Origin of the sequence: Pontitalea aquivivens (assembly GCF_046507575.1) — a bacterium.
GTDB lineage: Bacteria > Pseudomonadota > Alphaproteobacteria > Rhodobacterales > Rhodobacteraceae > Pontitalea > Pontitalea aquivivens.
In genome coordinates, this window is the sequence record NZ_JBKFEY010000010.1 from 35,970 (window position 1) to 58,079 (window position 22,110).

Consider the following 22,110-nt stretch of genomic DNA (forward strand, 5'->3'; position numbering starts at 1 on the left):
GCCACAGGGGCGCGCGAAAGGGAATCCCCGCCGGCGGGGAATTGCCGGAATTCGGGGCCCTGATGCGAACGGGGGCCGATTGGCCCCCGGTTCAGAAAACTGGCCTGCGGATGCGCGGCCCCGCGGTCAGCCCGCGACCGAGGCGGCGTGGATCGCGTCGATCGCCGCGCCCAGCACCGCGTCGAATTCGCCGTCCGATTGCTGCGCGCTCAGGTCTTCGGTCAGGGCGCGGCTGAACGAGGCGATGATGCCCGTGTTCTGCGCCAGGATCGCATTGGCCTGATCGCGGCTGTAGCCGCCCGACAGGGCCACCACCTTCATCACGCGGGGATGATCGACCAGCGGCTTGTAGAAATTGGGCACGCTGGGCAGGGTCAGCTTGAGCATCACCTGGCGGTCGGCGGGCAGGGCGTTCAGCGCGCGCAGCAGTTCGTCGCGCAGGATCGCCTCGGCCTCGGCCTTGTCGGCGATGGAAATCGTCACCTCGGGCTCGATGATCGGGATCAGGCCGTGGGCCAGAACCTGCGCGCCCAGATCGAATTGCTGATCGACCACCGCGCGGATGCCCGCGGGATTGGCCGCGTTGATCACCGAACGTTCCTTGGTGCCAAAGATGCCGGCCCGGGCGGCGCGCGCCAGCAGGTCATCCAGCCCCGGGATCGGCTTCATCAGCTGCACGCCGTCCGCCTCGGCCTCAAGGCCCTTGTCGATCTTGAGGAAGGGCACCACGCCGCGCTTGTCCCACAGGTAGGTGGCGGTGGGGATGCCGTCGATGTCGCGGTCCATCGTCTGTTCGAACAGGATCGCGCCGATCACCTTGTCGCCGGTGAAGGCGGGCGACCTGATGATCCGCGCGCGCATCGCATGGATCAGGTCGAACATTTCGCTTTCCGTGGAATATGCGCTTTCCTCGACGCCATAAAGCCGCAGCGCCTTGGGCGTGGATCCGCCCGACTGGTCCAGCGCGGCGATGAACCCCGCCCCGTTGCGCATCTGTTCGGCCTGCTTGGCATTCGGCATGATCTGTCCCCTGCGATGAACCTGTTGAACGGGAAATTCCTTGCGCCCGCAGATAGCCGGTCACGGTCTGCGGCGCAATTGTGATCGCGCTAACGGGCAGGGCGCCAGGCCCCCGCCCGGCTGATCTTTACCCGGCCTGGCGCATCAGCGCGGCCACGCCCGGCAGGTCCTTGCCCTCCATCCATTCCAGGAAGGCCCCGCCCGCGGTCGACAGATAGCTGAAGCGCGCCGCGACACCGGCCTTGTTCAGCGCCGCGACCGTATCGCCCCCCCCCGCGACGGAAATCAGCCTGCCCGCCTCGGTCAGTTCGGCGGCCTTTTGCGCGGCGGCATTGGTGGCGGCATCGAAGGGCGAGATTTCAAAGGCCCCCAGCGGGCCGTTCCAGATCAGCGTCCGGGCGCGGTCAAAAACCGCGGCGATGTCCGCCACCGCCCGGGGGCCGGCATCCAGGATCATCGCATCCGCAGGGCAGGCATCGGCGGCCACCACCTCGGTCGCGGCGCCGGCGCGGAATTCGCGCGCCACCACCACATCGACGGGCAGGTGGATCGTGCAGCCGGTGGTTCCCGCCTTGGCCAGGATCGCGGCGGCGGTGTCGGCCATGTCATGTTCGGCCAGCGACCGGCCCACATCCAGCCCCTGCGCGACCAGGAAGGTATTGGCCATGCCGCCGCCGATCACCAGATGGTCGACCTTCTCGATCAGATTGCCCAGCAGATCCAGCTTGGTCGACACCTTGGCGCCGCCCACCACCGCCGCGACCGGGCGCTGCGGCTTGCCAAGCGCGGATTCAAGCGCCTTCAGTTCCGCCTCCATCAGCCGGCCGGCGGCGGCGGGCAGGATATGGGCGATCGCCTCGGTCGAACTGTGCGCGCGATGCGCCGCCGAGAAGGCGTCGTTCACATAGACCTGACCCAGCGCGGCCATGGCGGCGGCCAGTTCCGCGTCGTTCTTTTCCTCGCCCGCATGGAAACGGGTGTTTTCCAGCAACACCACCTCGTGGTCGTTCATCGCGCCCACCGCGCGCTTGGCCGGGCCGCCGATGCAATCCTCGGCGAAGGTGACCTTGACCCCCAGCGCCTGCGCGAGCGCCGGGACCAGGGGCGCCAGGCTCATTTCCGGGACGGGCTTGCCCCTGGGCCGGCCGAAATGCGCCAGCAGCACCGGCTTGCCGCCCCTGGCCATGATGTCGCGCACCGTCGGCACGATCTTTTCGATCCGCGTCGCGTCGGCCACCCGCCCGTCTTCCAGCGGCACATTGATATCGACCCGCACAAGCACGACCTTGCCGTTCAGATCCACCTCGTCGAGCGTCTTCCAGCCCATCGCGAAAACTCCGTTCCTGATTTGGCGCAAACTTGCCCCGCGCGGGCGGGAAAGGCAACGTCTGGCCCGCGCTTTGCCCTTTTCTTGCCCCCCGTGGCGGCTTAAGGTCCGCCCAAAGACCCCGAGGAGAGTGACATGGCCGAGATCAAGGACCCCGAAAACACCATCATCATCCAGCTGAAGGATGGCCCCGTCGTCATCGAGCTGCTGAGCGATGTCGCGCCCAAACATTGCGAGCGCATGAAGGTGCTGGCCCGCGCCGGACAATATGACAACGTGGCCTTCCACCGCGTGATTGACGGCTTCATGGCCCAGACCGGCGATGTGGAAAATGCCAATATGGAAAAAGGCTGGGATGCGCGGCGCGCGGGTACGGGCGGATCGGACCTGCCCGATCTTCCGGCGGAATTTTCCAGGCTGCCGCATGATCGCGGCACGCTGGGGGCGGCACGGTCGATGAACCCGAATTCGGCCAACAGCCAGTTCTTCATCAACTTCAACGACAACCATTTCCTGAATGGCCAGTATACCGTCTATGGCCGGGTGATCTCGGGGATGGAACATGTCGACAAGATCGCGCGCGGCGAGCCGCCGGCGAATCCCGACCGGATGATTTCCGTCACGGTGGCGGCCGATGCGTAAGGCGGGGATGCGTAAGGCGGGGTTGTCGATCGTCGCGGTGCTGGCGCTTTCGGGCGCGGCGCTGGCGGAAGGCACGGGCATTGCCGACACGCCCGGCCCGAATCTGGTGCTGGAGGTGGGCGGATCGGCCACCGGCCAGATCGTGATCGATCTGCTGCCCGATGTCGCGCCCAGGCATGTGGAGCAGATCACCGCGCTGGCACGCGAAGGCGCCTATGATGATGTGGTGTTTCACCGGGTGATCGATGGTTTCATGGCGCAGACCGGCGATGTGCAGTTCGGCAAACGCGGCGGCGACACGAAGCTGGCGGGGATGGGCGGGTCAGACCGCCCCGATCTGCCGGCGGAATTTTCCAACCGCTCGTTCGTGCGCGGCATGGTCGGCATGGCCCGCAGCCAGAACCCGGATTCGGCCAACAGCCAGTTTTTCATCATGTTCGACGCGGCCCCGCATCTGGACGGGCAATATACCATCGTCGGTCATGTGCTGGACGGGATGCAGGTCGTCGATGCCCTGGCCAAGGGCGATCCGGCGCTGAACGGTCTGGTGGCCGCGCCCGATTACATCGCCAGCGCGACGGTGGTTGAATAAGGCCAGGCCGGGGGGCCAGCCCCCCGGACCCCCCGCCGGAGGGTTTTGCACCCTCCGGACCACCTGCAGAGTATTTTTGCCAAGAAGAAGCCCGGCCATTTCGGACCGGGCTTTTTTGTTTCGGCAGCGCGGGCTCAGCCCAGAGTGACCAGCGCGTGGCGCTTCTTGCCCGCGGTCAGTTTCAGCGGCCCGGCCAGATCGCCCGCGCCGAACATGCGCCCCGGATCGGCCTCGACCTCATCGTTGACCCGCGCCGCACCTTCCAGGATCAGCCGTTTCGCATCCTTGCCGGTCTTGGCCAGGCCCGAGCGCAGGATCAGCTGGGCAAAGCTGATACCCTCGGCCACATCCGCGGCACTCAGCGCCAGCGTCGGCAGATCGTCGCCCACGCCGCCCTTTTCAAAGACCGCGCGCGCGGTGGCCTCGGCGGCCGCGGCTGCCTCGGGCCCGTGCAGCAGGGCGGTCACCTCATTGGCCAGGATGATCTTGGCCGCGTTGATCCCGGACCCCTGCAGCGCGCCCAGGCGGTCGCATTCGTCCACCGGCAATTCGGTGTAAAGCTTCAGGAACCGGCCCACATCGGCATCGGTGGTGTTGCGCCAGAACTGCCAGAATTCGTAAGGGCTCAGCATCTCGCCGTTCAGCCAGACCGCGCCGCCGGCGGATTTGCCCATCTTGCGCCCGTCGCTGGTGGTCAGCAGCGGCGAGGTCAGGCCATAGATTTCATGGTCCAGCACCCGGCGCGTCAGGTCGATGCCGTTGACGATGTTGCCCCACTGGTCCGACCCGCCCATCTGCAACAGACAGCCATAGCGGCGGTTCAGTTCCAGGAAGTCATAGGCCTGCAGGATCATGTAGTTGAATTCCAGGAACGACAGCGACTGTTCCCGGTCCAGCCGCGACTTGACCGATTCGAACGACAGCATGCGGTTGACACTGAAATGCCGCCCGATGTCGCGCAGGAAATCGAGGTAGTTCAGCTGATCCAGCCATTCGGCATTGTTCAGCATGATCGCGTCATTCGCACCCTCGCCATAGCGCAGGTAGCGGGCAAAGACCTGCTTCATGCCGGCGATGTTGGCGTCGATCTGGCCGGGCGTCAGCAGCGGGCGTTCTTCCGACCGGAAGGACGGATCGCCCACCTTGGTCGTGCCCCCGCCCATCAGCGTGATCGGCTTGTGCCCGGTCTTTTGCAGCCAGCGCAGCATCATGATGTTGAGCAGATGGCCCACATGCAAGGACGCCGCCGTGGCATCATAGCCGATATAGGCCGGCACGACGCCCTTGATCAGCGCCTCGTCCAGGGCCTGATAATCGGTGCAGTCGGCCAGATAGCCCCGCTCGATCATCACGCGCATGAAGTCTGATTTCGGATGGTAGGTCATCGTGCTTGTCCCTCTTTGACGGGAATGCATATATCGGCGCAAGGGGCGAAGGGGAAGCCATGTTGAAAACGGGGCCGGTCTGGGCGGTGGGGGCGATGTCGGGCACGTCGCTGGACGGGGTCGATGCGGCGCTGGTGTTGACCGACGGGCGGCAGATCCTGGAGTTTGGCCGCCACGCCTATCGCCCCTACAGCGAGGCCGAACGGGCGGTGCTGCGCGCGGCCCTTGGGCGCTGGCCGGGCGAGGCGGGGGTGGAAGAGGCCGCCGAAGTGGTCGAGACCGCCCATGCCGAACTGCTGTCGGCCTTCCCCGAGGCCGGGCTTGTGGGCTTTCACGGCCAGACGCTGGCCCATGACCCGCAAGGCCGCCAGGGGCGGCGGCGCACACATCAGGCGGGCGATGGGGCCGTGCTGGCACGCGTCCTGGATCGGCCGGTGGTCTGGGATTTCCGCTCCAGCGATGTGGAACTGGGCGGGCAGGGCGCGCCGCTGGTGCCCTTCTTTCACTTTGCCTGCGCGCTTCGGGCAGGGCTGCGCCAGCCCGCGGTCTTCCTGAACCTGGGCGGGGTGGGCAATGTCACCTGGGTCGATCCGCGCCAGCCCGCCCCCGAGACCCCCGGCGCGGTGCTGGCCTTCGATACCGGGCCCGCCAATGCGCCGGTCAACGATCTGATGCAGGAACGCCTTGGCCTTGATTGCGATGAAGGGGGCGCTCTGGCCTTGTCGGGGCAGGCCGATGCGGCGGTGCTGGACCGTTTTCTTGCCCATCCCTTCTTCCTGCGGATGCCGCCCAAATCGCTGGATCGAAACGATTTCCACGATCTGCTTCGGGCGGTCGCGGCCTTGGCCGATGCCGATGCCGCAGCGACCCTGACCGCCTGCGCCGCCGCAGCCGTTGCCCGGGGGGGCGAACATTTCCCGATCCCCCCCGCCGCCGTCCATGTCGCGGGCGGGGGCCGGCTGAACGAGGCCTTGATGGTCGAACTTGCCCGCCGTCTGCCCTGCCCGGTGGCGCCAGTCGAGGATCTGGGCCTGAACGGCGACATGCTGGAGGCGCAGGCCTTCGCCTTCCTGGCGGTCCGGGTGGCGCGCGGCCTGCCGACATCGGGGCCCGCCACCACGGGCGTTGCCGCGCATGTGGGTGGGGGAAAGATCAGCATGCCACGCTGATCCCTGGTCCTGCGCGTCTGGCTTCTTCTTGGCCCAAATACTCACGGCCCGCGGCTGGCAATCCGCGGGCCGTGAGTATTTGGGCCAAGAAGAAGGGGGCAAGGGCGGGCCTTGCCCCCGGCGGGCTTAGCCCTTCAGGATCGAGCGGCCGGCGTATTCGGCGGTTTCGCCCAGCATTTCCTCGATGCGGATCAGCTGGTTGTATTTCGCCAGCCGGTCCGATCGCGCAAGGCTGCCGGTCTTGATCTGGCCGCAGTTCGTGGCGACCGCGAGATCCGCGATGGTGGCGTCTTCCGTCTCGCCCGAGCGGTGCGACATCACGCTGGTATAGCGCGCGCGGTCTGCCATGCGGACGGCGTCCAGCGTTTCGGTCAGGGTGCCGATCTGGTTGACCTTGACCAGCAGCGAGTTGGCGCAGCCTTCCCTGATGCCGCGGGCCAGGCGCGCGGGGTTGGTCACGAACAGATCGTCACCCACCAGTTGAACCGATGCGCCCAGGCGTTCGGTCAGCAGCTTCCAGCCGGCCCAGTCATCCTCGGCGCAGCCATCCTCGATCGAGAGGATCGGGTAATCGGCGCAAAGGGCGGCCAGGTAGTCGACGTTTTCGTCGATCGACAGGGTCTTGCCCTCGCCCTTCATCTCGTACTTGCCGCCCCTGAAATATTCGGTCGAGGCGCAGTCGAGCGCCAGGCAGATGTCGTCCCCCGGGCGGTAGCCGGCCTTTTCGATCGCGCGCAGGATGAAGTCCAGCGCGTCGCGGGCCGAGGACAGGTTCGGCGCAAAGCCGCCCTCATCACCGACGCCGGTGGCCAGGCCCGCGGCCGACAGTTCCTTTTTCAGCGTGTGGAATACCTCGGCGCCCATGCGGACGGCCTCGCGGATGTTGCCCGCGCTGACCGGCATGATCATGAATTCCTGGATGTCGATCGGGTTGTCGGCATGTTCGCCGCCGTTGATGATGTTCATCATCGGCACCGGCAGGATGCGCGCGTTGGTGCCGCCAACATAGCGGTAAAGCGGTTGGGTGGTGAAATCGGCTGCGGCCTTGGCGACGGCCAGCGACACGCCCAGGATCGCATTGGCGCCCAGACGCGACTTGTTCGGGGTTCCGTCCAGTTCGATCATCATGCGGTCGATTTCAACCTGTTCGGTGACGTCCTCACCCACCAGGTTTTCGGCGATTTCGCCATTCACCGCCATCACCGCTTCCAGCACGCCCTTGCCCAGGTAGCGCGCCTTGTCGCCATCGCGCCGTTCCACCGCCTCATGCGCGCCCGTCGAGGCGCCCGAGGGCACCGCGGCGCGGCCCAGCGTGCCGTCTTCCAGGACCACATCGACCTCGACGGTCGGGTTGCCCCGGCTGTCCAGGATTTCGCGGGCGTGGATATCGATGATCGTGCTCATGGCTCGGGTCCCTTCGGGTGTGTTCCGTTGGCCGCTCTATAGCCCGGGGTTTATTCCACGGGAAGGGTGTGGTGGCGATAACGGCGGTGTTAGCGACGCAACCGCGCCTCACGCAGCAGGGTGTAAAGCCCCGAGGCCACGATCACCGCGCCGCCCAGCAGCGTTGCCGCATCGACGGCTTCGTCAAAGACCAGCCAGCCGATGATCAGCGCAAAGACCAGCCGGGTATAGCGGAAGGGGGTGATCACCGCGACCTCGCCCAGCCGCATCGCGGCGATCAGCGCGTAATAGCCGGCCGTGCCCGCCACCAGCGCCCCCGCGATCCGGGCCCATTCGACCGCATCGGGTGCCACCAGCGGCGTGCCCGCCACCCAGGCCAGGATCAGCCCTGCCGGCACCAGAACGCCAAAGCCATAGGTCGCCAGCTGCAGCGAGGTGATGGCGCCGGGCACGCGGCGGGTGGCCACATCGCGCCCCGCCAGCCCCAGCACCGCCACCACGGCAAACAGCGAATGTGCCGAAAACCCCTCGGTCCCCGGGCGGATCACGATCAGCACACCCACGAACCCCACCGCGATCGCCGACCAGCGCCGCCAGCCGACCGTTTCGCCCAGGAAAAGCGCCGCGCCCAGCGTCACCGCCAGCGGCGTCGCCTGCAGGATCGCCGAGGCCTGCGCCAGCGGTGTGAAGACGACGGCCGAGATGAAGGCGATGGTGCCCACCAGTTCGCCCAGATTGCGCAGGATCACCGATCCCGCGATCAGATCGCGGCTGATCAGCCGCTCGCCGCGGGCGCGCGCGAAGGCGGCATAGATGATCGCCCCGCCCGCGCCCAGCAGCGCCAGGATCTCGCCCACGGGCAGGCGCGCGGACATGGACTTGACGAACATGTCCTCGATGGCAAATCCGGCCATCGCCGCCACCATCAACAGGCTGCCGCGCAGGTTTTCCATGATCTGTTCCGAACCGCCTTTTTCCCTGCGGTCAAATCCCGCGCGGGCAGGCTTTAGCGCGCGGCGGGGGGCGGCGTAAAGCGCGCGATTGTGTGGGCCACAATTCCCCCCCCCCACAATTCCCCCCCCCCACAATTCCCCCCCCCCACAATTCCCCCCCCCCACAATTCCCCCCCCCACAATTCCCCCCCGTTGCGCGTCCGTCAGCCGCGCAGCCCCGCGACATCGGCCCAAAGCGGCAGATGATCCGAAGCGTGGCGCGACAGCGGCGTGTCCAGCACGCCCGCCCGCACCACCTGCAGCCCCGGCCCCAGCACCAGCCGGTCCAGATGGCCAAAGGGTGCGCGGGCGGGGAAGGTGGGGGCGGGGGCGTGAACGGCAAAGCCCGCCAGCGGTTCAAAGCCACGCTTGCGCGACCATTCGTTGAAATCGCCGATCGCCAGCGCCGGGCGCGGCGCCGCCGCCGCCAGATATTCGCCGATCCTGTGCAGTTGCGCGCGCCGGTCCACCCGCCGCAGCCCCAGATGCGCCGCAACCAGCCGGAACGGCGGCAGGCCCGCCTCGGAGACCTCAAGGGCCAATGCGCCGCGCGGCTCCAGCCCCGGCAAGGTGATGGGATGCACCTGCGAGACCCGCAGCCCCCGCCGTGCCAGCACCGTCTGGCCATGCCAGCCCAGGCTGTTGGGGCCGGTGCGGTCAAAGGGGACCACCTCGAAATCGGTTTCCTCTTCGATCATGCGCGGCGGCAGGGCGGCGGGGCGATGGCCCATCCGCAGGTCGACCTCTTGCAGGGCGACGATATCGGCCGACAGCGCGTTGATCACCGCCACCGCGCGATGCGGATCGCGCAGCCCGTCCGAGCCCACGCATTTATGCACATTGTAAGACGCGATGCGGATGGTCATGTTGCAGATATGGGGGGATCATGCGCGCGAATGCAGTGCCAAAATGCATCCCCGCGATCAACTTGGTGTGGATGGGGATGATGAAGGATCACTGGCAGCGGGTGCGGGCGCAGCCCCTGGCGATCCAGATGATCTGGGCGGCGCTGGCGGTGGAGTTCCTGGTGGCGCTGTGGGAACGCCAATGGCCGCTGGCGGGGGTTGCCACGATTACCGCGGCGCTGACGCTGGCGCCGATCTATCTGTCCTCACGCATGGGGCTGCGGCTGCCCACCGCCTTTCTGGTGGGGATCACGCTGTTCATCTTTGCCACGATCTTTCTGGGCGAGGCCTTTGATTTCTATAACAGATACTGGTGGTGGGATGTGGTTTTGCACGGCGGCTCGGCGCTTGGCTTCGGGATGCTGGGGTTCCTCTTTGCCTTCATGCTGTTCGAGGGCGACCGCTTTGCCGCCCCCGCCTGGGCGCTGGCGCTGATCGGCTTTACCATCGCGGTCACGATCGGCGCCCTGTGGGAAATCTTCGAATTCGGCATGGATCAGATCTTTGGCCTGAACATGCAGAAATCGGGGCTGGTGGACACGATGGGCGACCTGATCGTCGACGTGATCGGCGCCAGCATCGGCGCGCTGGCGGGCTTTGCCTGGCTGAAGGGGCGGCAACTGGGCGGCTTTACCGGGGTGTTTGGCGATTTCGTCGCGCGCAACCGGCGCTGGTTCCGCAAGCACCGCGACTGATCAGGTGCCGCAAAAGGTGCGGTGGACGATCTGGTCGGGCCGCGGCGCCAGGCTGTAATCGGCCAGGGCCGGATCGTCCTCAAAGGGCCGGGCCAGCGCCGCGTTCAGGCGGTGGAAGGGGGCCAGATCACCTGCGACCGCGGCCTGGATCGCCTCTTCCACGCGGTGGTTGCGCGGGATGCGGGCGGGATTGGCCGCGGCCATCACCGCGCGCGGATCGGCCTCTTGCGCAAGCCGGTCGCGCCACAGACCGGCCCACTGGTCAAAGGCATCGGGTTCCGCGAATTCCGCGCGCGCCGTACCATCCAAAAGGCCGCGGAAGGTGCGGGTGAAATCGGCCCGCAGCAGCGCCATGCGCGACAAAAGCGTCTCGATCAGGTCCAGATCGGCCCCGGTGGCGGCGGCAATCCCGATCTTGGCGCCAAAGCGCGCCAGCCATTCGGCCTGGAAGGCGGGGCCAAAGCCATGAACCGCCTCGGTCGCGGCTTCGATCGCGGCCTCGCGTTCGCCCATCAGCGGCAACAGGCAGGTGGCGAATTGCGCCAGATTCCAGGCCCCGATCTGCGGCTGGTTGGCATAGGCATACCGCCCCCCCCGGTCGATCGAGGAAAAGACGCGGCCCGGGTGATAGGCATCCATGAAGGCACAGGGACCATAGTCGATGGTTTCCCCCGACAGCGCCATGTTGTCGGTGTTCATCACCCCGTGGATGAAACCAGACGACATCCAGCCCGCAATCAGCCGCGCCTGCGCCGCCACCACCGCGCGCAGCAGGCCCAAGGGGCCATCAGCTTGCGGGTAATGGCGTTTTATCATGTGGTTGCACAACGCCCTTAAACCATCTTCATCGTTCCGCGCAGCGAAATACTGAAACGTGCCCACCCGGATATGACTGGCCGCGATCCGCGCCAGAACCGCACCCGGCATCGCGTCCGTCCCGCGCAGGACCGGCTCGCCGGTGGTGACCGCGGCCAGCGCGCGCGTGGTGGGCAGCCCCAGCGCCGCCATCGCCTCGGACATGACATATTCGCGGATCACCGGCCCCAGCCAGGCCCGCCCGTCGCCGCCGCGCGAAAACGGTGTGCGCCCCGCGCCTTTCAGTTGCAGATCGAACCGGGCGCCATCGGGGGCCACGATCTCGCCCAGCAGGATCGCGCGGCCATCACCCAGCTGCGGCACCCAGCCGCCGAACTGATGCCCGGCATAGGCCTGCGCCAGGGGCTCGGCGCCCTGGGGCACGGCATTGCCCGCCAGCATCGCCACGCCCGCGGGGCTTTCCAGCCAGCCGGCATCCAGCCCCAGCCGCGAAGCCAGGGCCCGGTTCACCGCGACAAGCCCTGGCGCTGCCACCGGCACCGGGGCTTGTCGGGCATAAAACCGGCCCGGCAGGCGGGCATAGCTGTTGTCAAAGCGCAGCGTCATCACCTTCTCCTTGCCCCGGATATAGGCCGCGTCGCCCCCGTCGCAAGGTGGCGCCTGTGGCGGGCCGGGCCTGAGTATTTTTGCCAAGAAGAAACATGCGGCTTCTTCTTGGTCCAAATACTCCCCCGCCGGAGGCGTCCCGCAGCCGGCACGGGCGCGCGGGATTCAAAGCCGGGCGATCCGGTCGGTCAGCAGCGCATAAAAGCCTTCGGCATCGACGCTGCCCATGAACATCGCATTGGTCGGCCGGTCGGTGACGCGCCACCAGTCGGTCACCGTCATGCCTCGGGTGAGGTCGGACCGCGTCTCGATTTCCACATTCACATGGCGGCCCTCGAACAGGTCGGGGCGCAACAGATAGGCGATGACGCAGGGGTCATGCAGCGGTGCGCCCTGGCTGCCGTATTTCGCCATGTCGTAGCGTTCGAAGAAATCGGTCCAGCTGGCGACCGCATGGCCGACACGGGTGCCAAGCGCGCGGAAGGCCTCGACCCGGGGGCGGGTGGTCAGCACCTTGTGGGTCACATCCAGCGCCATCACCACCAGCGGCACGCCGGATCCGAACACGATGTCCGCGGCTTCGGGGTCGACATAGATGTTGAATTCGGCGGCGGGGGTGACGTTGCCCACCTCGAAACAGGCGCCGCCCATCAGCACGATTTCGGCCACGCGGGGGATGATGTCGGGCGCGCGGGTGAAGGCGGTGGCGATATTGGTCAGGGGCCCCAGCGGGCAGAGCGTGACCGCGCCCTCGGGCAGGGCGCGCAGCGTGTCGATGATGAAATCGACCGCGTGCTGATCCTGCAGCGGCATGGTGGGATCAGGCAGGACGATGCCGTCGAGGCCGGTCTTGCCATGCACATATTCCGCCGTCACCAGCTGGCGCGTCATCGGCGCCGCGCATCCCGAAAAGACCCGGATGTCGGGTCGGCCCGCCAGTTCGCAGACCACGCGGGCGTTGCGCGCGGTCAGCTGCAACGGCACGTTGCCCGCCACCGCCGTGATGCCCAGCACCTCAAGGTCCGGGCTGGCCAGCGCCAGCAGGATCGCCACGGCATCGTCCTGGCCGGGGTCGGTGTCGATGATGATCTTGCGCGGCGCGGTCATGGGCTCTCCTGATGGTTTGCGGCACAGTGGCTTGGCCGGTCGTCCTTGTCCAGATCGCCCAAAGCGAAAGCCCCGGCGGGGGCCGGGGCTTTCGGGTGCCCGCACCGGGGTCAGCCGTCGAAATTGACCTCTTCGATCAGCTTCAGCGCGGCGGGGCGCAGCCGGGCGACCTCGGCCAGGGGCAGGGTGTCGGCGGTGAAGTCGCCCCAGCTGGCGACCAGATCCGAGCGTTTCACGCCCTCTTTCAGCGGGAATTCGTGGTTGCTTTCGGCATAGATCGCCTGCGCGGCATCCGAGGCCAGGAATTCCATCAGTTTCAGCGCGGCCGCCTTGTTCGGGGCCGCGGTCGTCATCGCCACGCCCGAGACGTTCAGATGCGTGCCCGTGCCGTCAAAGACCGGGAAGACGATGTGCACGCTGTCGGCCCATTCCTTCTGTTCGGGGTCGGCCAGCATCTGGCCCATGTAATAGGTGTTGCCCAGGCTGATGTCGCATTCGCCCGACCAGATCGACTTCACCTGGCCGCGGTCATTGCCCTCGGGCTTTTTCGCAAGGTTGGCCTTGACGCCTTCCAGCCAGGCGCGGGTATCCGCCTCGCCGTGATGGGCCAGATGGGCGGCGGTCAGGGCGACGTTATAGTCACTGGTGAAGGGGCGGGTGCAGATCCGGCCCTTCCATTTCGGATCGGCCAGGTCTTCGTAGCTGGTCACTTCGCCCTCGGCGACGCGGTCCTTGCTGGCATAGACGATGCGCGCGCGCGAGGTCAGGCCATACCAATGGCCCGCCGGATCGCGGAATTCGGCAGGGATCGCGGCTTCGAGCGCGGGCGAGGCGACGGGCTGGGTCACGCCCGCCCCGACCACCTGCTGCAGGCGCGCGATGTCGACGGTCATCACCAGATCGGCCGGGCTGCGCGTGCCCTCGGCCTGCAGGCGTTCGACCATGCCCTTGTCCACGAAGGCCACATTGACGGCGATTCCGGTTTCCCGGGTGAAGGCGTCAAACAGCGGCTGGACCAGTTCGGGCTGGCGGTGGGAATAGACGTTCACTTCCTCGGCCAGCGCGGGCAGGGCGATCAGGGCGGTGGTGAGGGTCAGGGCGAATCGCGCGGTCATGGGTGACTCCTTTGGTCGGGATATGGCCTGTGTAAACCTGACAAAACTGATCGGGTCAATACCTGATCGAAAAAATCGGGTTTGTGGCGGGCGGGGCCGGGGGGCTGTCTGCCCCCTCTTGGCGCGATGCGCCAATTCACCCCCCGAGGATATTTGCGCAAAGCCGAAGAGGCATGGGGGTGTGACAGTGCGCCGCATCGAAAAGACATATTAAAAAAGTCAGGAATTGTGCGCGCCATTATGCACACCCTTGAAAGGAGACCCCGATGCGCCCGATTGTCCTGCTGTCCCTTGCGCTGCTGCCTGCACCTGTTCTGGCCGACAGCGCGCCGCTGCCGCTGAACTATCAGATGTTCGAGGCGGCGGTGCCGCATGTCGACCTGGAGGTTTGTCCGGCGGATCTGGCGCTGCAGGGGCGGTTCTGCCGCATGGCGATGCTGCACGATGAAATCCATGTCTTTGCCTTTTCCGAAGAGGACGACCAGCCCATGGTGGGCTTCCGGTCCTGGCCGGTCGAGCGGGTCGCGGCGCTGCTGAACTGAGCCCGGCCGGGGCCCCTGGCCGATTGACAAGGCCCGCGCGGTGCTTCATCGCTCGGGCCCATGCTGAAGATTACCGACCTGACCTATTCCGTCGAAGGCCGCCCGCTGTTTGAAGGCGCCAGCGCCACGATTCCCGAGGGCCACAAGGTGGGCCTTGTCGGGCGCAATGGCGCGGGCAAGACCACGCTGTTCCGCCTGATCCGGGGGGAACTTGCGGCCGCGGGCGGGGGGATCGGCCTGCCCGCCCGCGCCCGCATCGGCGGCGTGGCGCAAGAGGTGCCCAGTTCCGCGACCAGCCTGCTGGATACGGTGCTGGCGGCCGATACCGAACGCGCGGCGCTGCTGGCCGAGGCGGGGGCCGCGACCGATCCGCATCGCATCGCCGAGATCCAGACCCGGCTGGCCGATATCGACGCCTGGTCGGCCGAGGGCCGCGCCAGCGCCATCCTGAAGGGCCTGGGCTTTGATGCCGAGGCGCAGCGCCGGCCCTGTTCGGATTTCTCGGGCGGGTGGCGGATGCGGGTGGCGCTGGCGGGGGTTCTGTTTGCCCAGCCTGACCTGTTGCTGCTGGACGAGCCGACGAACTATCTGGATCTGGAAGGGGCGCTGTGGCTGGAAAGCTATCTGGCGAAATATCCCCATACCGTCATCATCATCAGCCATGACCGGGGCCTGTTGAACCGGGCCGTGGGCGCGATCCTGCATCTGGACAACCGCAAGCTGACGCTGTGGTCGGGCGGATACGACCAGTTCGCCCGCGCCCGCGCTGCCGCCCGCGCGGCCCTGGCCGCCGAGGCCAGGAAGCAAGAGGCCCGGCGCGCGCATCTGCAAAGCTTTGTCGACCGCTTCAAGGCCAAGGCCACCAAGGCGGCGCAGGCCCAGGCCCGGGTCAAGATGCTGGAAAAGATGGAGCCGATCACCCCCCCCGAAGAGGCGGCAAAGCAGGTGTTCAGCTTCCCAGCGCCCGAGCAGCTGTCCCCCCCGATCATCGCGATGGAGGGCTGCGCGGTGGGCTATGGCGGGCCGCCGGTGCTCAAGCGTCTGTCGCTGCGGATCGACCAGGACGACCGGATCGCGCTTCTGGGCCGCAATGGTGAGGGGAAATCGACCCTGTCCAAGCTGCTGGCGGGCAAGCTGGAACCCTTCGAGGGGCGGATCACCCGGTCAGCCAGGCTGCGGATCGGCTATTTCGCGCAGCATCAGGTGGATGAACTGGATCTGGACGAAACCCCCTTGCAGCATATCCAGCGCCTGCGCCCCGATGAGGGCCAGCCCCGGCTGCGCGCGCGGCTGGCGGGCTTTGGCCTGCTGGCCGACCAGGCGGAAACGCAGGTGCGCAAGCTGTCGGGCGGGCAGAAGGCGCGGCTGTCGCTGCTGCTGGCGACGCTGGATGCGCCGCATCTGCTGATCCTGGACGAACCGACCAACCACCTCGACATCGAAAGCCGCGAGGCGCTGGTCGAGGCGCTGACCGCCTATTCCGGCGCTGTGGTGCTGGTCAGCCACGACATGCACCTGTTGTCGCTGGTGGCCGACCGCCTGTGGCTGGTCAGGGGCGGGGGCGTTGCGCCCTATGCCGGCGATCTGGACAGTTACCGGGCCGAACTGCTGGCCGGCGATCCCGCCGACAAACCGGCGCCCAAGGTCAGGGACAAGCCCGCGCGCCCGTCGCGCGATGCGATCCTGGCCCTGCGCGCCCAGGTGCGCAAATGCGAAGACCGCGTGACCACGCTGACCGGGATGATCGGCAAGCTGGATGCGATCCTGGCCGATCCGGCGCTTTATGAACCCGGGCGCGCGGCGGATGCGGAAAAATGGATGAAGAAACATGCCGAGGCGCGCGAAGGCCTTACCCGCGCCGAGGCGCTCTGGCTGGACGCGCTTGAAGCACTGGAAGCGGCCGAAGCCCCCTGATCGCGCGGCCCTTTCACCTTGCCCTAAATACCTAGGGGGAATTTGGGGGGGGGTAAATTTGGGGGGATGAACTTGCGTGAAACGCAAAGAGGGGGGCAGTGCCCCCCTCTCTCCAATCGCTTTTCAGCCCGCGTTCAGCCCTTGGGGCCGATCATGTCCTCGGGGCGCACGATCCGGTCAAAGGTCTCGCCATCGACGAACCCCAGCGCGATCGCCTCTTCGCGCAGCGTGGTGCCGTTCTTGTGCGCGGTCTTGGCGACCTTGGTGGCATTGTCATAGCCGATGGTCGGCGCCAGCGCCGTCACCAGCATCAGCGATTCCTTCATCAGCTTTTCAATGCGCGCGGTGTTGGCCTGCGTGCCCGCCACCATGTTGTCGGTAAAGCTGCCTGCCGCATCGCCCAGCAGCTGCATGGATTGCAGCACGTTGTAGGACATCATCGGGTTGTAGACGTTCAGCTCGAAATGGCCCTGGCTGCCGGCAAAGCCCACGGCGGCGTCATTGCCCATGACATGCGCGCAGACCATGGTCAGCGCCTCGGCCTGGGTCGGGTTGACCTTGCCCGGCATGATCGACGAACCGGGTTCGTTTTCCGGCAGGATCAGCTCACCCAGACCGGACCGGGGACCAGATCCCAGCAGGCGCATGTCGTTGGCGATCTTGAACAGGCTGGCGGCCACGGTTTTCAGCGCGCCGGAAAACATCACCATCGCGTCATGCGCGGCCAGCGCCTCGAACTTGTTGGGCGCGGTGACAAAGGGCAGGCCGGTGATCGCGGCGATCTGCGCGGCGACGCGGGTGTCCCAGCCGACGCGGGTGTTGAGGCCGGTGCCGACGGCCGTGCCGCCCTGCGCCAGTTCATGGATCTGGGGCAGGCACATTTCGACCCGCTTGATCCCCATGGCGACCTGATGGGCATAGCCGCCGAATTCCTGGCCCAGCGTCAGCGGCGTCGCATCCTGCGTGTGGGTGCGGCCGATCTTGATGATGTCCTTGAATTCCCCTGATTTCGCCAGCAGCGCCGCGTGCAGTTTGCGCAGGCCCGGGATCAGAACGTCGCGCGCCACCATGCCGATCGCCACATGCATCGCGGTCGGGAAGGTGTCGTTTGACGACTGGCCCATGTTCACATGGTCGTTCGGGTGGACGGGCTTTTTCGAGCCCATGACCCCGCCCAGCATTTCGATCGCGCGATTGCTGATCACCTCATTGGCGTTCATGTTCGACTGCGTGCCGGACCCCGTCTGCCAGACCACCAGCGGGAAATTGTCGTCGAACCTGCCTTCGATCACCTCGGTCGCGGCGGCGGCGATGGCGTTGCCGATGGTGGCGTCGATGTCACCCTGTTCGATGTTGACCAGCGCGCAGGCCTTCTTGATCACGCCCAGCGCGCGGATGATCGCCACCGGCTGACGTTCCCAGCCGATCGGGAAGTTCTGGATCGAACGCTGCGTCTGCGCGCCCCAGTATTTGTCGGCGGGAACTTCAAGCGGGCCGAAGCTGTCGGTTTCGGTGCGGGTAGCAGTCATGGGGACCTCCACGGAAATGTTACCGGGGGTCTTAAGGGCTGGGGGGGCGTTTTGCAATCGGCATGCAGATGTATACCGCTAACGGCGCCGTACGGCCCCCGCCAGCCAGTCCCTTATTTGCGCCACTTGTCCAGGCTGACCACCTCAGCCTCGGTCCGCGGCGTGGGATCGGGCTCTTCGGGGTCGTCGTCTTCGTCCTCGTCGTCGTCATGCAACTGGGTTTCGAAGCGCAGCCCGAATTCCACCGACGGGTCGACGAAGGTGTGGATCGAATCAAAGGGGATATACAGCGGTTCGGGCGAATCGCCGAAGTTGAGTGTCACGAAGAAGCCGTCGTCCGTCACTTCAAGGTTGTCGAACCAGTGCTGGATCACCACGGTCATTTCATCGGGATAGCGCGCGCGCAGCCAGTCGGCCAGCTGTGCCCCGGGGTGGCGGGTGTCGAAGGTGATGAAGAAATGATGTTCGCCCGGCAGGCCGTCACGCGCCACATCCGCCAGAACGGTCTGAATCAGGCCGCGCATCGCGCGGTGCATGAGGTTTCCGTAATCGATGCTGCGCGCCATGTCCGTCCTTTCGCCTCGGTCGCCACAGCATAGGAGATTCGCGCCGTAAGGGAAGGGGGGCCGGGCCGGGGCCGCGCCCCGCCGCGGCCAATGCCCGCCTAGCGCAGCCGTTCCCCCGACAGGCACAGCGCCATGGTTTCGGGCGGCAGCGCGCCAAGATGTTCGAACATCGAGATCATGTCGAAATGATTATACGCCTCGGCAAACAGGTCACCTTCGAAGCGCAGCATCAGCTGGCCGGAAAATTCCACTGGCGCCATGCTTTGCATGGCTTGCGCCTTGACCGTGATCAGCGCCCAGAGCCAGTCGCCCGCGACCACATGGCGCGCGATCTGCAGGTCGATCCCGGTCAGCAGGGCACGCAGCGCGGGCACCAGTTCGCCGAATTCATCGGGATGGATTTCCAGCCCCGCCATCAGCCCGCGGGCGCAGGCGGCAGGGGTGAAGTCCTGGCCGATCGTGTCCAGATCGCCATCGATCCAGACGCGTTGCAGCCAGTTTTGCAGCAGGTCGAGCTTGCGGTCCATGGTGCTTCCCATCGCGGTTGTCGGGGCGACCCTGGCACAGAGGGTTTGCAAAGCCGTTAACGCCCGCCGGTGACAGGTTGCGGGCCGCAAGGGGGATGGGGGAAGGTGCAGGATTCTGTTGCCAGGCTCCTGCGGGCCCCGCCTTGGGCTGCTAGGCACAAGGGCTTAAGGTTTCGGTTACCCGAGCTGCTTACGCAGCCAGAGCGACCGGAGCACGGTTGTCGTTGGCAACTGTACTTTTTGCACCGATAACGGTGGTAGCTCACCGAGACAAAGCAAACACCTTTAGACGTTCGTCGATCCTGTTTCGGCCCCATTTGCCCCCAACGAGGGTGCTTTGGTGGAGCCGCCGGGTACCGCCCCCGGGTCCGATCCGGTTATTCCGTGCGCGTTTATGTCCATAGTCCGGGTTGCCCCGGACAGATCGAATATAGGGGGGCGGGATCGGGCATGCAAGGGGCGGGCGCCCGTCAAACGCCCGTCAAACGCCGGTCAAACGCCGGGCGGGCGGGGCGCGCGCGGCGGGCGGGCAGGGGGCTGTCTGCCCCCTCTTGGCCTGCGGCCAATTCACCCCCGAGGATATTTCGGCAAAGCCGAAGGGCGAGGATATTCCGGCAAAGCCGAAGGGCGAGGATATTCCGGCAAGGCCGAAGGGCGAGGATATTTCGGCAAGGCCGAAGGGAGGGCAGTAAAAAGGGGCGCCCGGGGACGCCCCTGTGGTCTGCGATCGCGGCGGGATCAGAAGCCTGCCTTGATCTTTTCGAATTCCGCCAGCTGGCGTTCGCGCAGTGCCGGGTCGTTCGGGGTCTGGGCCAGAATCGGCGCGTCGATATCGGTCAGGCCCGCGGTTTCCAGGTCCGCGGCGGGGACCAGGTCCATCGCGGCGGTGTTGGTGTGACCATAGCCGATGGCATCCAGCAACTCGGGGCCCGCCTCGGGGCGCAGCCAGGCATTGACGAAATCATAAAGCTTGTCTTCCGACCCGGGCCCGTCCTTGAGGTTGACGAAGCCGCAGAACCAGGTGGACGAGCCTTCCGTGGCCTCGCGCTGGAAGGCGACGGGGTAGCCGTCATCCTGAAGGTAGGCGACGCCGTCGTTCCAGGACCAGGCCACCAGAACCTCGCCCGAGGCCATGATCTGCGACATCTCGGCCGGATCGGACCAGTAGGAGCGGATGTTCTTGTGCGCCTCGCGCAGCCAGGCGGCGGCGGCGGCGAACTGTTCTTCGCTGACATCGGTCCAGTCGGTCACGCCGGTGGCCAGATAGGCAAGTGCCCAGACATCGTCCGAGCTGTCGGGCATCGAGGTGCGGCCCTGATACTTCGGGTTGGTGAAGACCGAAAGCGAGGCCACATCCTCGGCCGGCACCTGGTCGGGGTTGTAGGCGATGGCGGTCACGCCCCAGTCGGTGGGCAGATACCACACGCCCGCATCGTCCTTGAAGATCGGGCTGTTCAGGAAGTCTGGGTCGAGATTGGCGAATTCGGGGATGCGGCTGGTGTCCCAGGGCTCGATCAGTCCGGCGTCGCGGTATTTCGACACCATCTGCGAACAGGGATGGGCGACATCGGCCCTGAAACCCGAGGCGAGCTTTTGATAGGCCTCGTCGTCATCGCCGTAGAAGGTGTAGCTGGGGCCGGTGCCGTGCTTTTCGATATAAGGCGCGAACAGGCCCTCTTCCTCGAAACCGGCCCAGTCGAAGACCAGCAGGTCGGGATCTGCGGCGCGTGCGGGCAGGGTAAGGGCGAAGGCGGCGGCACTGGCCAGAAGAAGCGAAGACTTGCGCATGATTTCCCTGTTGAAAGCTTTGGGTTGTTCACTGACGCTAGACGCTGGCGCAGGTCCGGGCAAGCCACATTCGGCCCATCGGCACGGGTGTGATTGACCTTTGCCGATGCTTTGCGCAACTGTCGTGGCACCCGGGGCAAATCAACCCCGGCCTACGCCGTGCAGGAGAGCTGATGACCATCCCGACCCTTGATCTTCGTTTCGTGCGCCGGCACTTTCCCGCCTTTTCCGATCCGGTGGCCGCGCAGCGGGGTTTTTTCGAGAATGCCGGCGGGTCCTTTGCCTGTGCGCCGGTGATCGACCGGCTGACGCGGTTCTATCGCACCCGCAAGGTGCAGCCCTATGCGGCCTATCCCGCCTCGGCCGCGGCCGGGGCCGAGATGGATGAGGCGCGCCAGCGGCTGGCGGCAATGCTGGGCGTGGCCGGGGATGAGGTCAGCTTTGGTCCCTCGACCACGGCCAATACCTATGTGCTGGCCCAGGCCTTTCGCGGCGCGCTGGCCCCGGATGAGGCGATCGTGGTCACGGACCAGGACCATGAGGCGAATTCCGGCCCCTGGCGGCGGCTGGCCGAGGCGGGGATCGAGATCCGCGAATGGGGCATCGACCCCGACACCGGCCATCTGGACCCCGCGCAGCTGGCGCCCTTGCTGGCCGACGGGCGGGTCCGGCTGGTCTGTTTCCCGCACTGTTCCAACGTGGTGGCGCAGATCAATCCGGTGGCCGAGATCGTGGCGATGGCCCATGCGGCAGGCGCGGTGGCCTGTGTCGACGGGGTCAGCTATGCCCCCCATGGGTTGCCCGATGTGGCCGCGCTGGGCGCCGATATCTACCTGTTTTCGGCCTACAAGACCTATGGGCCGCATCAGGGCATCATGGTGATCCGCCGTGATCTTGGTGCGCGGCTGCCCAATCAGGCGCATTGGTTCAACGCCGAGGTGCTGTGGAAGCGATTTACGCCCGCCGGTCCCGATCATGCCCAGGTGGCCGCCTGCGCGGGCATCGCCGATTACATCGATGCGCTGCACGATCATCATTTCGCGCCTGAACCCGACGCCCGGCTGCGCGCGGCGCGGGTGCACGGGCTGATGCGCGCGCAGGAAACCCGGCTGATGCAGCCCTTGCTGACCTATCTGCACCACCTTCCCGGGCTGCGCCTGCTTGGCCCCGTTTCGGCCGGGGACCGCGCGCCCACCTTCGCGCTGGCGCTGGGCGGGCCGGCCGCGCCGGTTGCCGCGGCGCTTGCCGAACGGGGCATCGATTGCGCGGGGGGGCATTTCTATGCCCGCCGCCCGCTGGAATCGATGGGCGTCGACCCGGACGCGGGCGTCCTGCGGCTGTCCTTCGTGCATTACACCACGCCCGAGGATGTGGCCCGGCTGATCGGCGCGCTTGATGCGGTGCTGGACGCACAGCGCGCGGGCCTGCCGGCGCGGTGATCCAGCCGCCCGGGCGGTGCGTAAAAGCGG

20 protein-coding genes and 1 other RNA gene are annotated in these 22,110 nt (G+C 66.6%); 7 read left to right on the forward strand and 14 right to left on the reverse strand.

Annotated elements, in window-relative coordinates:
- Window positions 1–126 precede the first annotated feature (126 nt).
- Together ACK8OU_RS12030 and ACK8OU_RS12035 are read right to left on the reverse strand one after the other, a co-directional pair.
- Window positions 127–1,020 (reverse strand): fructose bisphosphate aldolase, encoded by an 894-nt coding sequence (locus ACK8OU_RS12030; protein ID WP_410303668.1) that lies wholly within the window; start codon window positions 1,018–1,020, stop codon window positions 127–129.
- A 127-nt stretch (window positions 1,021–1,147) separates the two neighbouring features.
- On the reverse strand, window positions 1,148–2,347 hold the full coding sequence (locus tag ACK8OU_RS12035; RefSeq protein WP_410303669.1) for a phosphoglycerate kinase: 1,200 nt from the start codon (window positions 2,345–2,347) through the stop codon (window positions 1,148–1,150).
- 135 nt (window positions 2,348–2,482) lie between these two features.
- On the opposite strand from ACK8OU_RS12035, the gene ACK8OU_RS12040 reads away from it, so the two are divergent.
- On the forward strand, window positions 2,483–2,989 hold the full coding sequence (locus ACK8OU_RS12040) for a peptidylprolyl isomerase (RefSeq protein WP_410303670.1): 507 nt from the start codon (window positions 2,483–2,485) through the stop codon (window positions 2,987–2,989).
- Window positions 2,982–3,581 (forward strand): peptidylprolyl isomerase, encoded by a 600-nt coding sequence (locus ACK8OU_RS12045; RefSeq protein WP_410303671.1) that lies wholly within the window; start codon window positions 2,982–2,984, stop codon window positions 3,579–3,581. The genes ACK8OU_RS12040 and ACK8OU_RS12045 overlap by 8 nt, the downstream gene beginning before the upstream one ends.
- Before the next feature lie 134 nt (window positions 3,582–3,715).
- Here ACK8OU_RS12045 and tyrS read toward each other — a convergent pair whose 3' ends face one another.
- The gene (tyrS, locus tag ACK8OU_RS12050; protein WP_410303672.1) at window positions 3,716–4,966 is read right to left on the reverse strand and encodes a tyrosine--tRNA ligase; all 1,251 of its coding nucleotides are present in this window, start codon (window positions 4,964–4,966) and stop codon (window positions 3,716–3,718) included.
- Between the two features lie 59 nt (window positions 4,967–5,025).
- Between tyrS and ACK8OU_RS12055 the strand changes: the two genes are divergently transcribed.
- Window positions 5,026–6,135 carry an anhydro-N-acetylmuramic acid kinase gene (locus tag ACK8OU_RS12055; protein ID WP_410303673.1) on the forward strand — a complete coding sequence of 370 codons (1,110 nt, stop codon included), beginning with the start codon at window positions 5,026–5,028 and terminating at the stop codon, window positions 6,133–6,135.
- A 126-nt stretch (window positions 6,136–6,261) separates the two neighbouring features.
- On the opposite strand, the gene eno is transcribed toward ACK8OU_RS12055, so the two are convergent.
- From eno to ACK8OU_RS12070, 3 genes are all read right to left on the reverse strand, one after another.
- Window positions 6,262–7,539: a phosphopyruvate hydratase gene (gene eno, locus ACK8OU_RS12060; protein WP_410303674.1), complete on the reverse strand. Its 1,278-nt coding sequence runs from the start codon at window positions 7,537–7,539 to the stop codon at window positions 6,262–6,264.
- An 89-nt stretch (window positions 7,540–7,628) separates the two neighbouring features.
- Complete coding sequence (locus ACK8OU_RS12065; protein WP_410303675.1) at window positions 7,629–8,492, reverse strand: DMT family transporter; 864 nt, start codon at window positions 8,490–8,492, stop codon at window positions 7,629–7,631.
- A gap of 203 nt (window positions 8,493–8,695) precedes the next feature.
- Entirely contained in the window at window positions 8,696–9,397 is a 702-nt protein-coding gene (locus tag ACK8OU_RS12070; RefSeq protein ID WP_410303676.1) for an endonuclease/exonuclease/phosphatase family protein, read from the reverse strand.
- Between the two features lie 80 nt (window positions 9,398–9,477).
- Between ACK8OU_RS12070 and ACK8OU_RS12075 the strand changes: the two genes are divergently transcribed.
- On the forward strand, window positions 9,478–10,131 hold the full coding sequence (locus ACK8OU_RS12075) for a hypothetical protein (RefSeq protein ID WP_410303677.1): 654 nt from the start codon (window positions 9,478–9,480) through the stop codon (window positions 10,129–10,131).
- On the opposite strand, the gene ACK8OU_RS12080 is transcribed toward ACK8OU_RS12075, so the two are convergent.
- From ACK8OU_RS12080 to ACK8OU_RS12090, 3 genes are all read right to left on the reverse strand, one after another.
- Window positions 10,132–11,553 carry a protein adenylyltransferase SelO gene (locus ACK8OU_RS12080; protein ID WP_410303678.1) on the reverse strand — a complete coding sequence of 474 codons (1,422 nt, stop codon included), beginning with the start codon at window positions 11,551–11,553 and terminating at the stop codon, window positions 10,132–10,134.
- A gap of 165 nt (window positions 11,554–11,718) precedes the next feature.
- Window positions 11,719–12,660 carry a nucleoside hydrolase gene (locus ACK8OU_RS12085; RefSeq protein WP_410303679.1) on the reverse strand — a complete coding sequence of 314 codons (942 nt, stop codon included), beginning with the start codon at window positions 12,658–12,660 and terminating at the stop codon, window positions 11,719–11,721.
- A gap of 110 nt (window positions 12,661–12,770) precedes the next feature.
- Window positions 12,771–13,775, reverse strand: coding sequence for a Fe(3+) ABC transporter substrate-binding protein (locus ACK8OU_RS12090; RefSeq protein WP_410303680.1), 1,005 nt, complete (start codon window positions 13,773–13,775; stop codon window positions 12,771–12,773).
- A 266-nt stretch (window positions 13,776–14,041) separates the two neighbouring features.
- Here ACK8OU_RS12090 and ACK8OU_RS12095 point away from each other — a divergent pair, with 266 nt between their 5' ends.
- Entirely contained in the window at window positions 14,042–14,317 is a 276-nt protein-coding gene (locus ACK8OU_RS12095) for a hypothetical protein (RefSeq protein WP_410303681.1), read from the forward strand.
- 60 nt (window positions 14,318–14,377) lie between these two features.
- Window positions 14,378–16,231: an ABC-F family ATP-binding cassette domain-containing protein gene (locus ACK8OU_RS12100; RefSeq protein ID WP_410303682.1), complete on the forward strand. Its 1,854-nt coding sequence runs from the start codon at window positions 14,378–14,380 to the stop codon at window positions 16,229–16,231.
- A 134-nt stretch (window positions 16,232–16,365) separates the two neighbouring features.
- Here ACK8OU_RS12100 and fumC read toward each other — a convergent pair whose 3' ends face one another.
- From fumC to ACK8OU_RS12125, 5 genes are all read right to left on the reverse strand, one after another.
- Window positions 16,366–17,760, reverse strand: coding sequence for a class II fumarate hydratase (gene fumC, locus ACK8OU_RS12105; protein ID WP_410303683.1), 1,395 nt, complete (start codon window positions 17,758–17,760; stop codon window positions 16,366–16,368).
- 113 nt (window positions 17,761–17,873) lie between these two features.
- Window positions 17,874–18,326: an SspB family protein gene (locus ACK8OU_RS12110; RefSeq protein ID WP_410303684.1), complete on the reverse strand. Its 453-nt coding sequence runs from the start codon at window positions 18,324–18,326 to the stop codon at window positions 17,874–17,876.
- A gap of 98 nt (window positions 18,327–18,424) precedes the next feature.
- A complete protein-coding gene (locus ACK8OU_RS12115) occupies window positions 18,425–18,853 on the reverse strand; it encodes a hypothetical protein (protein ID WP_410303685.1) in 429 nt (142 codons plus the stop codon).
- Between the two features lie 104 nt (window positions 18,854–18,957).
- Window positions 18,958–19,313: a transfer-messenger RNA gene (gene ssrA, locus ACK8OU_RS12120) on the reverse strand.
- Window positions 19,314–19,591: 278 nt separating this feature from the next.
- Window positions 19,592–20,641, reverse strand: a complete 1,050-nt coding sequence (locus tag ACK8OU_RS12125) for an ABC transporter substrate-binding protein (protein WP_410303686.1) — start codon at window positions 20,639–20,641, stop codon at window positions 19,592–19,594.
- A gap of 173 nt (window positions 20,642–20,814) precedes the next feature.
- On the opposite strand from ACK8OU_RS12125, the gene ACK8OU_RS12130 reads away from it, so the two are divergent.
- Entirely contained in the window at window positions 20,815–22,080 is a 1,266-nt protein-coding gene (locus ACK8OU_RS12130; RefSeq protein WP_410303687.1) for an aminotransferase class V-fold PLP-dependent enzyme, read from the forward strand.
- The last annotated feature ends 30 nt before the right edge of the window (window positions 22,081–22,110 follow it).